Annotated in this window: 15 protein-coding genes and 2 pseudogenes; 10 read left to right on the top strand and 7 right to left on the bottom strand. The window is 61.7% G+C overall.

The genetic code is table 11. The annotated features are described in order from the left end of the window. Nucleotides 1–84 (bottom strand): annotated as a pseudogene (locus tag ABMA59_RS23170) (IS5/IS1182 family transposase); the annotation flags it as partial. A gap of 233 nt (nt 85–317) precedes the next feature. Here ABMA59_RS23170 and ABMA59_RS23175 point away from each other — a divergent pair. The 3 genes and pseudogenes from ABMA59_RS23175 (at nt 318) to ABMA59_RS23185 (ending at nt 5,213) form a co-directional block, all read left to right on the top strand. Beyond that, a pseudogene (locus ABMA59_RS23175) lies at nt 318–1,464 on the top strand (porin). A 171-nt stretch (nt 1,465–1,635) separates the two neighbouring features. Next, nucleotides 1,636–3,648, top strand: coding sequence for an acetyl-CoA carboxylase biotin carboxylase subunit (locus ABMA59_RS23180; RefSeq protein ID WP_349007766.1), 2,013 nt, complete (start codon nt 1,636–1,638; stop codon nt 3,646–3,648). Between the two features lie 191 nt (nt 3,649–3,839). Beyond that, complete coding sequence (locus tag ABMA59_RS23185; protein ID WP_349007767.1) at nt 3,840–5,213, top strand: class II 3-deoxy-7-phosphoheptulonate synthase; 1,374 nt, start codon at nt 3,840–3,842, stop codon at nt 5,211–5,213. A 29-nt stretch (nt 5,214–5,242) separates the two neighbouring features. Here ABMA59_RS23185 and ABMA59_RS23190 read toward each other — a convergent pair whose 3' ends face one another. Beyond that, nucleotides 5,243–6,310, bottom strand: coding sequence for a GGDEF domain-containing protein (locus tag ABMA59_RS23190; RefSeq protein ID WP_349007768.1), 1,068 nt, complete (start codon nt 6,308–6,310; stop codon nt 5,243–5,245). 348 nt (nt 6,311–6,658) lie between these two features. On the opposite strand from ABMA59_RS23190, the gene ABMA59_RS23195 reads away from it, so the two are divergent. The 3 genes from ABMA59_RS23195 (at nt 6,659) to ABMA59_RS23205 (ending at nt 8,393) form a co-directional block, all read left to right on the top strand. Further along, a complete protein-coding gene (locus ABMA59_RS23195) occupies nt 6,659–7,075 on the top strand; it encodes a GFA family protein (RefSeq protein WP_349007769.1) in 417 nt (138 codons plus the stop codon). A 96-nt stretch (nt 7,076–7,171) separates the two neighbouring features. Further along, complete coding sequence (locus tag ABMA59_RS23200; RefSeq protein WP_349007770.1) at nt 7,172–7,969, top strand: DODA-type extradiol aromatic ring-opening family dioxygenase; 798 nt, start codon at nt 7,172–7,174, stop codon at nt 7,967–7,969. 64 nt (nt 7,970–8,033) lie between these two features. Beyond that, nucleotides 8,034–8,393 carry a diacylglycerol kinase gene (locus ABMA59_RS23205; RefSeq protein WP_349007771.1) on the top strand — a complete coding sequence of 120 codons (360 nt, stop codon included), beginning with the start codon at nt 8,034–8,036 and terminating at the stop codon, nt 8,391–8,393. Between the two features lie 63 nt (nt 8,394–8,456). Here ABMA59_RS23205 and ABMA59_RS23210 read toward each other — a convergent pair whose 3' ends face one another. Together ABMA59_RS23210 and ABMA59_RS23215 are read right to left on the bottom strand one after the other, a co-directional pair. Next, nucleotides 8,457–9,044: a DedA family protein gene (locus ABMA59_RS23210; RefSeq protein ID WP_349007772.1), complete on the bottom strand. Its 588-nt coding sequence runs from the start codon at nt 9,042–9,044 to the stop codon at nt 8,457–8,459. Further along, on the bottom strand, nt 9,041–9,604 hold the full coding sequence (locus ABMA59_RS23215; RefSeq protein WP_349007773.1) for a DUF1003 domain-containing protein: 564 nt from the start codon (nt 9,602–9,604) through the stop codon (nt 9,041–9,043). The genes ABMA59_RS23210 and ABMA59_RS23215 overlap by 4 nt, the downstream gene beginning before the upstream one ends. Nucleotides 9,605–9,695: 91 nt before the next feature. Here ABMA59_RS23215 and ABMA59_RS23220 point away from each other — a divergent pair, with 91 nt between their 5' ends. The 4 genes from ABMA59_RS23220 (at nt 9,696) to ABMA59_RS23235 (ending at nt 11,879) form a co-directional block, all read left to right on the top strand. Then, nucleotides 9,696–10,409, top strand: a complete 714-nt coding sequence (locus ABMA59_RS23220) for a DNA-3-methyladenine glycosylase I (protein ID WP_349007774.1) — start codon at nt 9,696–9,698, stop codon at nt 10,407–10,409. 142 nt (nt 10,410–10,551) lie between these two features. Next, nucleotides 10,552–10,866 (top strand): ArsR/SmtB family transcription factor, encoded by a 315-nt coding sequence (locus ABMA59_RS23225; RefSeq protein WP_349007775.1) that lies wholly within the window; start codon nt 10,552–10,554, stop codon nt 10,864–10,866. Then, entirely contained in the window at nt 10,863–11,234 is a 372-nt protein-coding gene (locus ABMA59_RS23230) for an SRPBCC family protein (RefSeq protein ID WP_349007776.1), read from the top strand. The genes ABMA59_RS23225 and ABMA59_RS23230 overlap by 4 nt, the downstream gene beginning before the upstream one ends. Before the next feature lie 36 nt (nt 11,235–11,270). Continuing rightward, the gene (locus ABMA59_RS23235; RefSeq protein WP_349007777.1) at nt 11,271–11,879 is read left to right on the top strand and encodes an ATP-dependent Clp protease proteolytic subunit; all 609 of its coding nucleotides are present in this window, start codon (nt 11,271–11,273) and stop codon (nt 11,877–11,879) included. Between the two features lie 83 nt (nt 11,880–11,962). On the opposite strand, the gene ABMA59_RS23240 is transcribed toward ABMA59_RS23235, so the two are convergent. From ABMA59_RS23240 to ABMA59_RS23250, 3 genes are all read right to left on the bottom strand, one after another. Beyond that, nucleotides 11,963–13,462, bottom strand: a complete 1,500-nt coding sequence (locus tag ABMA59_RS23240; RefSeq protein WP_349007778.1) for a calcium-binding protein — start codon at nt 13,460–13,462, stop codon at nt 11,963–11,965. 622 nt (nt 13,463–14,084) lie between these two features. Beyond that, on the bottom strand, nt 14,085–14,477 hold the full coding sequence (locus tag ABMA59_RS23245; protein WP_349007779.1) for a GNAT family N-acetyltransferase: 393 nt from the start codon (nt 14,475–14,477) through the stop codon (nt 14,085–14,087). Between the two features lie 17 nt (nt 14,478–14,494). Beyond that, nucleotides 14,495–16,189 (bottom strand): NAD+ synthase, encoded by a 1,695-nt coding sequence (locus ABMA59_RS23250; protein WP_349007780.1) that lies wholly within the window; start codon nt 16,187–16,189, stop codon nt 14,495–14,497. Between the last annotated feature and the right edge of the window lie 10 nt (nt 16,190–16,199).

The raw sequence follows: 16,199 nt of genomic DNA on the forward strand, positions 1-16,199 counted from the left end.
CACAGCCCACTCTTCGTCCGTAAGGTCGCTCGGATAACGCAGGTGATCGCGGTTGTAGCGAGCCCGGTTTTCAACCGTCCACATCGGCGCTTCCTTTCGAATCAGCGCCAATCAGGGAATCATAGCAGACTCAAACCCTACAACCCCAAATCAGCTAACCGATTCCACCGATTCACAAAGCTCCCGGACGGACACTAAGGGAAAGGAGGTTTCCAGTAAATCTTAAGCCTTTTCTAACGCGGGCCGTGAGGGGCACCGTTCCGCGTGACTGTTTTTGCACGCCCATTTTTTTTAACTAGTTTTCTGGAGGTCAGAAAGTGAACATCAAGAGCCTTCTTCTTGGCTCCGCTGCGGCTGTGGTCGCAGTTAGCGGCGCGCGCGCGGCCGATGCGGTCGTGGTTGCCGAGCCGGAACCCGTCGAATATGCGGGTCTGTGACGTCTATGGTTCGGGCTTCTTCTACCTGCCCGGCACCGAAACCTGTCTGAAGATCGGCGGTTATGTCCGCGTCGACATTCGCGGCGGCGATTATTATGGCTCCGCATACGTCGATGATGAGCATATAGGCGTCCGCAGCGCCGCCGGCGACGAGACCTACAACAACCGCGTCCGCTTCCAGCTGCGCGCCGACGCCCGCAGCGAGACCGAATACGGCACGCTGCGTTCCTATGCCGCCATCAACTTCAACTACCAGGTGTCCGGCAACAACACTCCTGACTATGACATGAGCGACGGCATGAGCATCGAGCATGCCTATATCGAGCTCGCCGGCTTCCGCATCGGTAAGACGGACTCCTACTTCAATACCTTCACCGACTATGCGGGCGGGGTCATGAATGACACTGTCGTCAACTACGGCCCTAACACCGGCTCGCTGCAGATCGCCTATACCTACACCGGCGGAAACGGCTTCGCGGCCGGCGCTGCTCTGGAGCAGGGCGACCAGGGCGGGGTCTACTATCGCGCGGACCTTCCGTATAGCGGCATCACCCAGGACTACACTCCGTATGTGGTCGGCGGTCTGTCGTTCACGCAGGGCTGGGGCAAGATCGGCGTCGTCGCCGGTTACGACAGCAGGAACGAAGAAGTCGCCATCAAGGGCCGCTTAGACGTCAAGATCACCGAAACCGCTACGGTGTTCGTGATGGGCGGCTGGGATTCGGCGGGCTTCGACAACGCGAACTACTACGCGCAGTGGGCTGGCGACTGGGGCGTCTGGGGCGGTACGTCGATCAAGTTCAACGACAAGGCGAAGTTCAACGCCCAGGTTGGTTATGACGACGGCGAAAACCTCTCCGTTGTGGCCAACGTTGCCTACGATCTGGTCCCCGGCTTCACCATTACGCCCGAAGTCGTCTATTACAGCCCTGACAAGGGCAGCAACGGTAATAGGCTCGTAAACGAGGACGGTGATGAGTTCGGCGATTCGTGGGGCTTCAACCTGCGCTTCCAGCGCACGTTCTGATCGGCCTTACCGATCGGTCTAGGCAGACCCGGCGGGCAACCGCCGGGTTTTTTGTTGCCGGTGCCGGGGCAATACCGCCATACCCTTGGCACGGCGTCCAACAGGCCGCTTGAGCCTGCGCCGTCATCCCCATAAGAAGGGGCGGCGTTCCGTGGGAGAAAAGCGGCCTTCATGTTCAGCAAGATACTGATCGCCAACCGTGGCGAGATTGCCTGTCGCGTCATCAAGACGGCCAGAAAGATGGGCATCGCAACGGTCGCGGTCTATTCCGACGCCGATCGCGACGCGGTGCATGTCGAGATGGCCGACGAGGCGGTGCATATCGGCGCCGCACCCGCCGCGCAAAGCTATCTGGTTGCCGACAAGATCATCAAGGCGTGCAAGGAGACCGGGGCGCAGGCCGTGCATCCCGGCTACGGGTTCCTTTCCGAACGCGCTTCGTTCTGCGCCGCTCTGGAAGCGCAGGGCATCGTCTTCATCGGCCCGAAGCCAAAAGCCATCGAAGCGATGGGCGACAAGATCGAATCGAAAAAATTCGCCAACGCTGCGAAGGTCTCGACCGTGCCCGGCTATCTCGGCGTCATCGAGGACGGCGATCATGCCGAAAGAATCGCCGGCGAGATCGGCTATCCGGTGATGATCAAGGCTTCGGCGGGCGGCGGCGGCAAGGGCATGCGCATCGCCTGGTCGAAGGACGAGGTGCGGGACGGTTTTGTCCGCGCCCGCTCCGAGGCGAAAAGTTCGTTCGGCGACGACCGAGTCTTCATCGAGAAATTCGTGGTCGAGCCGCGCCATATCGAGATCCAGGTGCTGGCCGACGGCCACGGCAAAGCTATCTATCTCGGCGAACGCGAATGCTCGATCCAGCGCCGCAACCAGAAGGTCGTGGAGGAGGCCCCGTCACCGTTCCTCGACGAAAAAACCCGAAAAGCCATGGGCGAGCAGGCGGTGGCGCTGGCCAAAGCCGTCGACTACCAGAGCGCCGGCACGGTCGAGTTCATCGTCGACGCGAAGAAGAACTTCTATTTCCTTGAGATGAATACGCGCCTGCAGGTCGAGCATCCGGTGACGGAACTCGTCACCGGCGTCGATCTGGTCGAGCAGATGATCCGCGTGGCCGCTGGCGAAAAGCTCGCCATCCGCCAGGAGGACGTGAGGCTCAACGGTTGGGCGGTGGAAAGTCGGCTCTATGCCGAAGACCCTTACCGCAATTTTCTACCGTCGATCGGCCGGCTGACGCGTTATCGCCCGCCCGAGGAGGGCCGCTTCGACGAGGTCGTGGTGCGCAACGACACCGGCGTCACCGAAGGCTCGGAAATCTCGATGTTCTACGATCCGATGATCGCAAAACTGTGCACCTGGGCGCCGGACCGCCTCACCGCAATTGACGCGATGTCGGATGCGCTCGACGAATTCGTCGTTGACGGTATTCAGCACAACATACCGTTCCTGGCGGCGCTTATGCGCCATCCGCGCTGGCGGGAAGGGCGGCTTTCCACGGGCTTCATCGCCGAGGAGTATCCGGACGGTTTTGCCCCGATCGTGCCGACCGACGAGGAGAAAGTGGTGATTGCGGCAGTGGCTTGCGCCGTGGAACTGCTGCGCCGCGACCGGCTCGACCGGTTGAGCGGACGGCTCGCTCCGCATTCCGGCGTGCTGAAATCCGAGTGGGAGGTGAAGATCGGCACCGACTACGTCCCCGTGCATCTCGGCGAAGGCCTGATCTCGGTGCCGATGGAAATCGACATGATGGTTGCCGGCGGCAAGCCGCTGACGGTTGCCTCGGACTGGCGACCGGGAGAACCGGTCTGGCGCGGCATGGTCGGCGCCCACAAAGTGGTCGCACAGCTTCGGCCGGTGGAGAGCGGCTACCGCATCGATTGGAAGGGCATGACGGTGACGGCTCGCGCCATGCTGCCGCGCACGGCCGAACTTGACCGGCTGATGCCGATCAAGCTGCCGCCGGATACATCGAAACTGTTGCTCTGCCCGATGCCGGGGTTGGTGGTGTCCCTGAACGTAGATGAGGGACAACAGGTCAAGGCCGGGGACATCCTCGCCGTGGTCGAGGCGATGAAGATGGAGAACGTGTTGCGCGCTGAGCGCGACCTAACGGTTGCGAAGATCAACGCCAAGCAGGGGGACAGCCTTGCTGTCGACGCGGTGATCATGGAGTTTGCCTGATCCCCTTAGGCAGTGGGCAGTCGGCAATAGGGGGCGATGCACCGGGCAATCGCCGTGTCTCACTCGAAGGTGCCTCGCCACCCGGCGAACTCCGGTCTGGAATAGCCGGCTTCGTTCCTGTATAGAGCCGCCTTCCCGAAGGACGGGATGGCGGGGTATTTCGCCCTTGCCAGCGACGATTGGGTGCGACGATGACGAAATGGTCCCCGAATTCCTGGAGAGCCAAGCCTATTCAGCAGGTTCCGGCCTATCCGGATGCGGCAGCGCTTGCCGACACGGAGGCCCGTCTCGCAAGCTTTCCGCCGCTGGTTTTTGCAGGTGAGGCGCGCAAGCTGAAGAAGCAGCTTGCAAGCGTGGCTGCCGGTGACGCGTTCCTCCTCCAGGGCGGCGACTGCGCCGAGAGCTTCGCCGAACATGGCGCGGACAACATCCGCGACTTCTTCCGCGTCTTCCTGCAGATGTCGGTGGTACTGACTTTCGCCGGCGCACAGCCGGTGGTGAAGATAGGCCGCGTCGCCGGCCAATTCGCAAAACCGCGTTCGTCCGACAACGAGACCAAGGGCGGCGTGACGCTGCCAAGCTATCGCGGCGACATCATCAACGGCATCGACTTCGACGAGAAGTCGCGCATCCCCGATCCGGTGCGCCAGGAAATGGCCTACCGCCAGTCGGCGGCCACGCTCAACCTGTTGCGCGCCTTCGCCCAGGGCGGCTATGCCAGTCTGGAGAACGTGCATCGCTGGATGCTCGGTTTCGTCGCCGACAGCCCGCAGGCCGAGCGCTACGAATCGCTGGCCAACCGCATCACCGAGACGATGGACTTCATGCAGGCCATCGGCATCACCTCGGAGAGCAATTATTCGCTGCGCGAGACTGATTTCTACACCAGCCACGAGGCTCTGCTGCTCGGCTATGAGGAGGCGCTGACCCGTGTCGATTCGACGTCGGGTGACTGGTATGCAACTTCCGGCCACATGATCTGGATCGGCGACCGCACGCGCCAGCCCGACCACGCGCATGTCGAATACTGCCGCGGCATCAAGAACCCGCTTGGCCTGAAATGCGGACCGTCGCTGACTGCCGACGGCCTCTTGCAACTGATCGACCTGCTCAATCCGGAAAACGAGCCGGGGCGGCTGACGCTGATCGCCCGTTTCGGCTCGGACAAGGTCGCCGACCACCTGCCGAAGCTGGTGCGCGCGGTAAAGAAGGAAGGCCGCAACGTCGTCTGGTCGTCGGATCCGATGCATGGCAACACGATCACGGCGGCCGGCTACAAGACCCGGCCGTTCGATCGCATCCTCAAGGAAGTGCAGACCTTTTTCGAGGTGCATCGTGCCGAGGGCACGCATCCGGGTGGCATCCATATCGAGATGACCGGCAAGAACGTCACCGAATGCACGGGCGGCGCCCGCGCCATCCGCGACGACGAGCTGCAGGACCGCTACCATACCCATTGCGATCCGCGCCTCAACGCCGACCAGGCGATCGAATTGGCGTTTCTCGTCTCGGAACTCCTCAAGAAGGGCGCCGGCGTGACCCACCGCAAGGTCGTGAACGGCTGAATGTTTCGGCAGCGCCGCGGCGCTGCCGGTCAATCCTTCTTGTAAAGCAGCCAGCTCTTCAGCGGCCGATCCTGTACGGTCGAGAATTTCGTCACCCGGTTGCGGCCGGTGATTTTCGAACGATAGAGCGCCCGGTCGGCCTTCGAATAAAGGTCGTCCGGACCGTCGGCTTCAGACGCCATGCAGATGCCCATCGACACCGTCACGGGGCCGTAGTTCACCCCGGTCGGTGAAGAGAAAACCGTTTGCTCGATCAGCGCGCGCAAGCCGTCGGCGAGATCGTAGGTTGCCTGTTCGCCGGCGCCCTCGAGGATCAGTGCGAATTCTTCGCCCCCGGTGCGCGCCACAAACATGTCGCTGTGCAGATTGCCGCGCAGGATTTCCGCGATCAGTTGGATGATCTTGTCTCCGACGGGATGGCCGAAGCGGTCGTTGATCTCCTTGAAGCGGTCGATGTCGGCCAGCACCAGTGCGCCAAACATCACGCTTTTGCGGTCGTTGTAGATGTCGGCGATCTGCTTGTCGAAGGCGCGCCGGTTCCAGATATGCGTCAGCGGATCGGTGTCTGCTAGGATCTTGTACTTTTCGAGCGCCGATTTGACGCTCTCCAGTTCCGCCGACTTCTCGCTCAGAGTCGTCGCGACCTGCTTGCCGTGGTCGATGGTGGAATTGGTGGCGACGCTCATCACCGAGACGATCCGCTGGAGAAGTTCGCGGCTCATCGCATGGCGGCTGGTCAGCCCGTCCGATGTCTCGGTCAGAATCGCGCCGTATTTCTCGATATGCGAGCGCTCGCTGCGCAGCAGGCGCGCAACATCCTCCAGTTCCTTGGCCAGCGTTTCGCGCGCTGTCGCGACGATGGCATGCTCATGGTTCTGCGCAAAATATTTCCGGCCGATGCGGTCCAGTTCCTCCTGCGAGGGGCGGCTGCTGAGCGACACGACCTCCATCGTCAGGTCGTGATTGGACCCGGTCAGCGCCTCGTAGAAAATCTCGTAATTGCGCGGCAGGCCCATCACGCCCATCTGGCGCATGGTGGTGACGACGCTCATGGCGATGTCGTTCGACTTCTCCGAAGGAGTTATCGCCGGTTGCATCTACGACTACTCCAACGCACGCGCGTGCCGGCTGGCCCGGCCTGTGTTTCTGGGCCGGGCATTCATGCCGGCCCGGAGCAGGTGGCCCTGCCCGGCAGAAGCGGGGACGCGAGCGTCATACGCGCATCCCGATGTCTAAGATTGCAGCACTCCCTCTAATGTTTCCTTAATCGGGAATACCTTGCAGACGACTTTGCAAAATCTTTCAAGGTCTTGCGTCTTCCGCCGGACAGGGGTGCCGCCTTTGTCACAGGCCGGCCAATGCGACGTCGCATTCAAGCCGACGACGCCATCCGATCGATGCGACGTTGTGCGTCCAGGCGAAACGAAACTTGGTCGGAGAGGTTCATGGACAATATCCACACCGGCTCGTGCCACTGTGGCGCGGTCAGGTTCCGTACCAGCGGCAAGCTGCGCGATGTCGTCTATTGCCATTGTTCCCAGTGCCGGAAACAGTCCGGTCATTTCTTCGCGGCGACCAGCGTCGCTGCGGCTAAACTCGCCGTCGAAGGCGAGGAAGCGATTACCTGGTATGCCGGGTCACCGCGAGCCCGGCGCGGCTTCTGCCATATCTGCGGCGCCGCGCTGTTCTGGAAGCATGAGGGCGGCGAGACGGTCTCCATCCTCGCCGGTGCGTTCGACCGACCGACCGGCCTGAAGGCTTCGATGCACATTTTCGCAGCCGACAAAGGCGACTACTACACGATTGATGATGGTCTTCCTGTCCATGCGCAATGGTGGCCGGCCGAGCCCATAGAGCAGTGACCGGTTCCGCGTCCACGATTGCTGAACGCAGCGTCGTGGCATTGCGGGCTCGCGGCTATGGCGGCTTCGGGATAAAAAGGCGTCAGGAGCAAGCCCATGACCACTCTGCCGTCGCTTTTCATCTCGCATGGCGGGCCGAATATCGTGATTTCGGACACGCCGGCGCGCCATTATCTCGAAGCGCTTTCTTCGCTGCTGCCGCGTCCGAAGGCGATCGTCATTTCGTCCGCCCATTTCGAGACAGACGGCGTCGCGGTGGTCACCGATCCCGCGCCGGAAATGATGTATGATTTCCGCGGTTTCGCGCCCGAGCTTTACGAGATGGTATATCCAGCCCCAGGTGACCCGGCGCTGGCCGAGCGTGTCTTTGGCCTCCTTGGCGAAGCTGGCCTTTCACCGAGCCGTGCAGCCAGGTGTGGTTATGACCACGGCACCTGGACGCCGCTGAAGCTTGCCTATCCGCAAGCCGACATACCCGTTGTGCAGGTGTCGATCGATCCCAACCGCGACGCCGCCTGGCATCATGCCGTCGGTCGCGCGCTGGCGCCTCTACGCGGCGAGGACATTCTGGTGATCGGCTCCGGTCATATCACCCACAATCTGCGCGCGTTCTTCTCCGTGGTGCGCCAGGGGGCCGAGCCAGATCCGGCGCTACCCGCAAAAGTGAAGGCATTTAGCGACTGGTTCGCGGATGAACTGTCGAAGGGCGATACGCAAGCGCTGCTCGACTGGAAGCATCGGGCGCCATTCCCCGCGGAGAACCATCCGACCGACGAGCATCTGATGCCGATTTTCTTCGCCTATGGCGCGGCGGGCGAGGGCGCACATGGCCGGCGCGTGCACGATTCCGTCAATCACGGTTTTTTCGCCAACGATTCCTACCTGTTCCAGTAAGCGCTGCTTTTCGCTAAGAGCCGTTCTCGATCAGAGCGGCAACGGGCAGGGCGGTTTTTCGACTATGGAACGTATCATCAGCGCTTTCTGGAATTCGATGCGGGCGCTGCGCAGGCTGACGCTCACCGAAAAGGCGTTCCAGCAGGAACTCGGCCTGCTGATCGTCGCCATCCCGGTCGGCTGGTTCGTCGCCACGTCCTGGATGGTTTACGCGTTGCTGATTGCCTCGATCCTCGTGCTGATCATGGTCGAGGTGCTGAATACCGGCATCGAGGCGGCATGCGACGCTTTCTCGCGCGAGTTCAACGTCGAGATCCAGCTTGCCAAGGATTGCGGCTCGCTGGCCGTGCTGATCGCCATCATCCTCGCAATCGGCGTCTGGGGTTTTGCGATCGTCGAACGGTTGGGCGCCCTGCAGGCCTGACCGGGCGGCGGCGATCCCGATCACGGTGCTTCCTAACGGTCGTCCAAGTCTGACGCACCACTATTAGGCTATTCGCCTTGCCTGCCTTGTCCGCACCCAGCGTGCGGCGAAATGGCCGAACACCAGCACCGCAATTCCGATGCCCAGCGCGATCAGCAGCCGATGATGCTTGCGGATCGTTTCGCCTAGCAGCGTTTCGGCGCCGAGCCCGAAAAAATAGCCGAGACCGCAGAAGATCGCCGCCCACAGCAGCGACGACAGCATGTTGATGACGACGAATCGGCGGAATGGGATGTCGGAAAGCCCGGCGGCGACACCGCCGAACAGCCGCATGCCGTAGATGTAGCGGTTGGCGAAGATGAACAGGTTTGGATGATTGTGCAGGAAGTCGTGGGCATGGCTGAAGCCCGGCTTGGCGATCAGCCGCCGCACGATTGCGTGGCCGGCAAAACGCCGCCCCATCAGGAAGAAAAAGGTGTCGCCGCCGAACGCCCCAAGAAAGGCCGCGGCGTAGGCATGCCAGGGCACGAACACCGCCTGGTGAGCGAAAAACCCGCCCAGAATCGCAGCCGTCTCACCCTCGGTCAGGCAACCGGCAAATACGGCGATAAGGCCATAACGCTCGATGAGGAGATGGATGGTGTCGCTCATGCCGGCCGGCCGGTCTCGGCCAGACGGCTCTCGATGCGTTCCAGCATAGCGCGCAACGCGACAATCTCGTCGCGCACGGTCAGGATGTCCTGGTGTCTTATGTCGTCGAACTTTTCGTGCAGCGCCATGATCTCGATCTCGGCCTTCAAATTCACCTCGTAGTCGTGCGAGGCGTCGAGGCGATCGCGCTCGGCCTGCCTGTTCTGCGACATCATGATGACCGGTGCCTGGATTGCCGCCAACATCGACAGTACCAGATTGAGGAAGATGTAGGGGTAGGGATCGAACGCCCCGCTTGCCAGGAGAAGCGTGTTGCCCACCGTCCATATAACCAGGAACACCAGGAAGGAGAGAATGAAGCTCCATGAGCCGCCGATGCGGGCGATGCCGTCGGCGATGCGGTCGCCCGTCGACATCTTGTGCTCGTGGACGGCGTTGATGTCGCGCGATATCGTGCGGCGGTCGATGGCGCTCTGCAGCACGCCCTTCTCAGTCTCGCTGAGCGACTCCGGCCTGCGCGTCAGCCAGCGTCTGGCGATTTCTGCGAGGGATTTCTGCATGGCACACTCCGTCGGACGGCGGCTGTATTCGGTTGGGCAGGCGGGCTTGTAAATAGGTCGTGGCGCGTCTTCGTCATGGAGGATTAGCAGAATGGCGGATTTCGCGGCAATTCGTGCGAGGGCTTCAAAACGCAAGGGTGGCGACGCCGTTCTCGACAATCTCCTCGGTGCCGCGCCTCACAATGGCGACGTGGCGAAGGTGGGGGACGACCGCATTCTATCGGCCATTGTCGAGCGTGTCTTCGCTGCCGGTTTCGTGTGGCGGGTGATCGAGCAGAAATGGCCGGGCTTCGAAGAAGCCTTCCTCGGTTTCGAGCCCAAACGCCTGCTCTTCCAGCCCGACGATTTCTGGCATGACCTCGCTTCCGACAGCCGCATCGTCCGCAACCCGCAGAAGATACGTTCGGTGAAGGAAAACGCGGCTTTTGTCGACCGCGTGTCGCGCGAGCATGGCGGCTTCGGAAAGTTCCTCGCGCAATGGCCTGCCGACGATCAGGTCGGGCTGATGGCCTTCCTGGGCAAGAACGGCAGCCGGTTGGGTGGCAATACGGGGCAATATTTCCTGCGTTGGATCGGCTGGGATTCCTTCATCATCTCGTCCGACATGGCAGCGGCTTTGCGTGACGCCGGATTGGACATCGCTGAGAGTCCGACCTCGAAGAAGGACCTCCAGAAGATTCAGGACCAGGTGAACGCCTGGGTGTCGGAAACCGGACTGCCGCGAAAACACGTTTCGCGCATCCTTGCCATGTCGATCGGCGTGAACCGTACGCCGCAGGAGCTTGGCGAATATATGGGCGAATGACGCGGGTCTTGGGGTGCCCTTGGCCACCTGGGCTCGGCGAACCACTGCCGCTGTGCGAATTGTGGCGCTGGAAGCCAATTGAGCGGCCAACGTTTCCATGAGTCCCTTGCTATTGAGATAAGTATCTGCTTATCTGTTCGCCATGAACGAGACGGATGTGTTTCGCGCGCTTTCCGACCCCACCCGCCGGGCCGTGTTCGAGCGGTTGGCGGCGGGCGAGAAGAATGCGACCGAGTTGCGCGAGGGTTTCGGCGTGTCGCAGCCGGCGATCTCGCAACATCTGGCGGTGCTGCGCGGCGCTGGGCTGATCCGCGAGCGGCGCGAGGGACGGCATGTGAACTACAGCGTCGAACCGCAGGGGCTGGAGCCGCTGCTGGGCTGGATCGAACGCCACCGCGCCTTCTGGCCGGCGCGCGTCGACCGGCTGAAGGACCTGCTCAGGGAGATGGACCAATGACGACAAGCAGCGTCGGCAAGGATGGCGAGATCGTCGTCGAATGCGGCCTCGACGCGCCGGCCGAACGGGTCTGGCGGGCGCTGTCCGTACCCGAGCTCGCGGCCGACTGGCTCGGTGCAATGCCCGCTTCCAGCGGGAACGGCGGAGGCGGCCGGGCTAATAGCTTTGAGATCGTCGATGCAAAGCCCTTTTCGCGACTGACCTATCGCTGGCGTGACGGCTCGCTGGATGCGCGCGGCGATAGTTTTGTCACCGTCGAGATCGCGCCGCGCGGCCCGCAGAACACCTGGTTCAGGCTGACGCATCGCCCGCCTGCGATGCTGCCAGTTGCCGCCAACGGCAACACGCCGATGGCGCTCGCCGCCTAGCAACAGCCATCTCATCACCGAACGGAGGATCGCGCCATGAGCGCCACGATGCAACTCGTCCCCATGGTCGTCGAACAGTCGCCGCGCGGCGAACGGTCGTTCGACATTTTTTCGCGCCTGCTGCGCGAGCGGATCATTTTTCTCAACGGCGTCGTCGACGACAATTCCTCGGCGCTCATCTGCGCGCAGATGCTCTTCCTTGAAGCCGAGGATCCGAAGAAGGAAATCTCCTTCTACATCAACTCGCCCGGCGGCGTGGTGACCAGCGGCTTCGCTATCTACGACACGATGCAGTTCATCAAATGCCCGGTCGCGACGCTTTGCATGGGCACCGCGCGCTCGATGGGCTCTTTCCTGCTGATGGCGGGTGAGCCCGGCCGCCGCGTCGCGCTGCCCAATGCCAGCATTCTGGTGCATCAACCGCTCGGTGGCTTCCAGGGACAGGCCTCCGACATCGAGCGCCATGCGGCCGACATCATCAAGGTGAAGCGGCATATGACCGGCCTCTACGCAAAACACTGCGGCCGCACGGTCGAAGAGGTGGAGCGCACGCTCGACCGCGATTTCTTCATGTCGGCGGAAGAAGCCAAGGCATGGGGAATCGTGGATGAGGTTCGACGAAACCGATTGGGTTTGCAGGAATAGCGGCGCCCTTGCAAACAGGGAGCCCGTGGCCGGGCTCCCTGCAGGTTTTCAACGAAGGTGCGTTCAACCGGCTTCGACCGAGGCTAGACCACGACAAAATCTGCGTTGGTCATCGCCAGTCCGACGCCTACGATCGCGAACTGCGCCTGCGCGGCCGCGCCGGTGCCGTCGGCATCGTAGAAGAGAGCGCCGGTCGCCGCGTTGTAGATCACTCGGTCCGTGGCGTCCGCAGCCGCGGCACCGATGCGGAAGGCGGCAGCGGCAAGCACGCCCGCGGGCAGGGCAGTGAAGACCGCGTTCTCCAACCGGATCGTGTCGGTGACCGGGGCGAAATCGGTCAAAGTGTCGATGTTTCCGGCGCCCAGCGCGGTATCGAAGAGAACCGTGTCGATGCCGGTCCCGGTCGCTATGGTGTCGCTGCCGGTGCCGCCGCTGTGGAAGTCATTTTCGGTGCCGCCGCTCAGCACGTCGTTACCCACGCCGCCGAAAAGGCTGTCATTGCCGCCCTGGCCGAAGAGCCTGTCATTGCCGTCCGCGCCGCTCAGCGTGTTGTTGGCGGCGTTGCCGATTATGATGTTGTTAAGGGCGTTTCCGAAGCCGTTAATGGCGGCTGCTCCTGTCAGTGTGAGATTCTCGACATCGAAACGTCCGGCGACATTCAGGCTCAAGGTGATTGAACTCTGGATCGTGTCTGTGCCGCCTGCTGCCGCTTCAGTAACGACGTCGCCGGCATTGTCGACCACGTAGGTATCGTTTCCGGCGCCTCCGGTCATCGCGTCAGTGCCAATCCCGCCGTTGAGCAGGTCGTTGCCGTCACCGCCGAACAGGTTGTCGTTGCCGGTTTGGCCGAACAGCCTGTCGTCTCCGGTAAGCCCGCTCAGTGTGTTGTTCGACGCGTTGCCGTTGATGATATTGTTCAGGGCATTGCCGATGCCGGTGATCGCAGTGCCGGTCAAGGTAAGGTTCTCGACCTGCAACCGGTCCGGATCGCTCAGGCTCAGGCTTATGGAACTCTGAACTGTGTCGGTGCCGCCGGCGGCCAGTTCGGAGAGTTCGTCGCCCACATTGTCGAATACATAAGTGTCGTTTCCGGCACCCCCGGTCATCTTGTCGGCGCCGACCCCGCCATTGAGGAAGTCGTTGCCATCGCCGCCGAACAGATTGTCGTTACCACCCAACCCGAAGAGACTGTCGTTTCCGGCAAGCCCGCTCAGCGAGTTGTTCGACGCATTGCCGATGATGATGTTGTTGAGGGCGTTGCCGATACCAGTGATCGCAGTTCCGGTCAGGGTGAGATTTTCGACATCGAACCTGCCTGCCACGCTAAGGCTGATGCTGATCGAGCTTTCGACCCGGTCGATACCCTCGTTGACATTCTCCGCGATCCTGTCGCCGACATTGTCGACGATGTAGACGTCGTTGCCGAGGCCTCCGACCATGGTGTCGGCGCCGGTTCCGCCATCGAGGGTGTCATTGCCGTCAAGCGCGACGATGATGTCGTCGCCACCCAGGCCACTAATAGTGTCGGCCAGATTGGTGCCGAACAAAACGTTGGCGAGATTGTCGCCATTGATAATAGCCATAAATACCTCCTTGAGCTGACGCAGCTCATCAGCGAGGCTCAGCCGAACGGAATCGTTGCCGCGGCGGCATTTCATGCCCGCAGTGGCTGCTGTGCACTTGAGTATCGCGACCGGACTACTGCCGGTTCTTGGGACCAAACGAGGTCAATGTCAGAGGAAAGTGCGCGAAAACCACGCCACCCTCACGCAAGCCTGAAAATCACCTGCCTGAGATATGTTACCACAATTTTTGCGCCTAGAAAATTCAGATCGACTTAAATTTCCCCGAGACATCAGCTTATTTCTTCGAAGTAGAACGGCAAAGCCTGATTGAAATTATCTCGATTAGATTGAAATTTATTACACGCTGCGAAGGTATTTCGCTGATCACCTCGAGTTATGACTAATACATTTGGGTTTTCATTTGGAATTCTCCGCAATAAGTGATGATGTCCGTCCTCCCCGCTGGCCTTCACGTCCTGTTCGTCAAGTTGGCGCACGATGTCCGGTCGCGAGAGAGTCCCGCTGGCTGCAATCGCGGGTATTCACCTATCAGTTTCAGTGAAGTCGTGAGCCGGCTTGGGGATGATCCTTACCCAGCGGCCGGGGCTGCCTGCTTAGCTACCCGCGACGGCGGCAGCGTTTACCGATCCAGCCGCATCTCGTTGCCGTCGGTGACCGGGCGGAAACCGAATTGCGCGTAGAGCCCGTGAGCGTCGGAAGTGTTCAGCATCCAGGCCGAGACCGAGCGAAGGTCCGGATGGTCGACCAGCGCCTGCACCAGCGCCTTGCCGACGCCCTTGCCGCGATGCTCCGGCCAGACGATGACGTCGGAGATGCGTGCGAACACCGCGCGGTCGCCCGAGGCGCGAGCGAAACCGGCCTGTTTTCCGTCGATCAGTGCTATGGCGCAGACCGAATTGGCGAAGGCGCGGCGATTGATTTCGTCCGTGCGCTGCTTGCCCCAGTAGCTCGCCTTCAGCAGGTCGGACGTCGCCTGGAAATCCAGGCGGGCAAGATCGTGCGTGATTTCCATAATGCGGCCTGTAGCGATCAGCCCCGGTCGCGGAACTTGTTGGTGATCGGGTAGCGCCGGTCCCGACCGAAATTCTTCTTGGTGATCTTCACGCCGGGCGCGGCCTGCCGGCGCTTGTACTCGGCGATGTACAAGAGATGCTCGACGCGGGTCACCGTCTCTCGCGGATGGCCGCGCTTGACGATGTCCTCGACACCCATCTCATTCTCGACCAGGCATTCCAGAATGTCGTCGAGCACGGGGTAGGGCGGCAGCGAATCCTGGTCGGTCTGGTTCTCGCGCAACTCCGCGGACGGTGCCTTGTCGATAATGTTCTGCGGGATCAATTTGCCCGATGGTCCGAGCGCGCCCGGCGGCACATGGTCGTTACGCCAGGCCGACAGCGCGTAGACCTGCATCTTGTAGAGATCCTTGATCGGGTTGAAGCCGCCGTTCATGTCGCCATAGAGCGTGGCATAACCCACCGACATCTCGCTCTTGTTGCCGGTGGTAACCACCATGGAGCCGAACTTGTTGGAGATCGCCATCAAAATGGTGCCTCGGGCGCGGCTCTGAAGGTTCTCCTCGGTGATTCCTTCCTTGGTGCCTTCGAAGAGTTGCGTCAGAGCGTGCAAAAAGCCCTCGACCGGCTCGAAGATAGGCACAATGTCGTAACGGCATCCGAGCATGCGAGCACAGTCCTCGGCGTCCTTCAGCGAGTCCTTCGAGGTGTAGCGGTAGGGCATCATCACGCAGCGTACGCGCTCTTCGCCGAGAGCGTCGACCGCGAGCGCGGCGCAGATCGCCGAGTCGATGCCGCCTGACAGGCCGAGGACGACGTTCTTGAATCCGTTCTTGTTGACGTAGTCGCGCAGGCCGAGCAGGCAGGCGCGATAGTCGGCTTCCTCTCTTTCGGGAATTTTCGACATCGGCCCGTCTGTACAAGCCCAGCCCTCGTGTGCGTCCGCCCGGCCGCCTCTCTTCCAGGTGGTAACAGCGACAGTCTCCTCGAACTGGCTGATCTGGCAGGCCAGCGCCTTGTCGGCGTTGATGGCAAAGCTCGCACCGTCGAAGATCAGTTCGTCCTGGCCGCCAAGCTGGTTGGCGAACAGGATCGGCAATCCACTTTCGATGACCTGGCGCAGCACCACCTGGTGGCGCACATCGACCTTGCCGCGATAATAGGGCGAGCCGTTTGGCACCAGAAGGATTTCGGCGCCGTTTTCGGCAAGAGTCTCGCAGATATCGAGATCGTTCCAGATCTCCTCGCAGATCGGAATGCCGATCCTGACGCCGCGAAAATTATACGGCCCCTGGATCGAGCCTTCGTCGAAGACGCGCTTTTCGTCGAACTCGCCATAATTCGGCAGGTCGACCTTATAGCGCTCGGCGATAATCTTGCCGCCGTCGGCGACGACCACCGAATTGTGCCGGCCGGTCTTGCGCTGGAGCGGCGTGCCGATGATGACACCCGGCCCGCCATCGGCGGTGTCGGCGGCGAATTCCTTCACTGCCCGCTCGCAGGCAGCGAGGAAGGCCGGTTTCAGCACGAGGTCCTCGGGCGGATAGCCGGAAATGAACAGTTCCGTGTAGAGGACCAGGTCGGCGCCTTGGCGTGCCGCGTCGGCGCGGGCCTCGCGCGCCTTGGCGAGATTGCCGGCGACGTCGCCGACGATCGGGTTCAACTGGGCGACGGCGATGCGCAGGACGTCGGGGGCGGGCTCGGTGCTCATACCAGCGATG

The sequence above is a fragment of the Mesorhizobium yinganensis genome (assembly GCF_040081985.1).
Lineage (GTDB): Bacteria > Pseudomonadota > Alphaproteobacteria > Rhizobiales > Rhizobiaceae > Kumtagia > Kumtagia yinganensis.

Bases quoted from the DNA above. Each gene is read 5' to 3' on its own strand.
- ABMA59_RS23180 (WP_349007766.1), top strand. From the start codon at position 1,636: ATGTTCAGCAAGATACTGATCGCCAACCGTGGCGAGATTGCCTGTCGC.
- ABMA59_RS23215 (WP_349007773.1), bottom strand. From the start codon at position 9,604: ATGCAGAAATCCCTCGCAGAAATCGCCAGACGCTGGCTGACGCGCAGG.
- ABMA59_RS23240 (WP_349007778.1), bottom strand. From the start codon at position 13,462: ATGGCTATTATCAATGGCGACAATCTCGCCAACGTTTTGTTCGGCACC.
- ABMA59_RS23195 (WP_349007769.1), top strand. From the start codon at position 6,659: ATGGACAATATCCACACCGGCTCGTGCCACTGTGGCGCGGTCAGGTTC.
- ABMA59_RS23190 (WP_349007768.1), bottom strand. From the start codon at position 6,310: ATGCAACCGGCGATAACTCCTTCGGAGAAGTCGAACGACATCGCCATG.
- ABMA59_RS23205 (WP_349007771.1), top strand. From the start codon at position 8,034: ATGGAACGTATCATCAGCGCTTTCTGGAATTCGATGCGGGCGCTGCGC.
- ABMA59_RS23250 (WP_349007780.1), bottom strand. From the start codon at position 16,189: ATGAGCACCGAGCCCGCCCCCGACGTCCTGCGCATCGCCGTCGCCCAG.
- ABMA59_RS23225 (WP_349007775.1), top strand. From the start codon at position 10,552: ATGAACGAGACGGATGTGTTTCGCGCGCTTTCCGACCCCACCCGCCGG.
- ABMA59_RS23220 (WP_349007774.1), top strand. From the start codon at position 9,696: ATGGCGGATTTCGCGGCAATTCGTGCGAGGGCTTCAAAACGCAAGGGT.
- ABMA59_RS23245 (WP_349007779.1), bottom strand. From the start codon at position 14,477: ATGGAAATCACGCACGATCTTGCCCGCCTGGATTTCCAGGCGACGTCC.
- ABMA59_RS23230 (WP_349007776.1), top strand. From the start codon at position 10,863: ATGACGACAAGCAGCGTCGGCAAGGATGGCGAGATCGTCGTCGAATGC.
- ABMA59_RS23235 (WP_349007777.1), top strand. From the start codon at position 11,271: ATGAGCGCCACGATGCAACTCGTCCCCATGGTCGTCGAACAGTCGCCG.
- ABMA59_RS23200 (WP_349007770.1), top strand. From the start codon at position 7,172: ATGACCACTCTGCCGTCGCTTTTCATCTCGCATGGCGGGCCGAATATC.
- ABMA59_RS23210 (WP_349007772.1), bottom strand. From the start codon at position 9,044: ATGAGCGACACCATCCATCTCCTCATCGAGCGTTATGGCCTTATCGCC.
- ABMA59_RS23185 (WP_349007767.1), top strand. From the start codon at position 3,840: ATGACGAAATGGTCCCCGAATTCCTGGAGAGCCAAGCCTATTCAGCAG.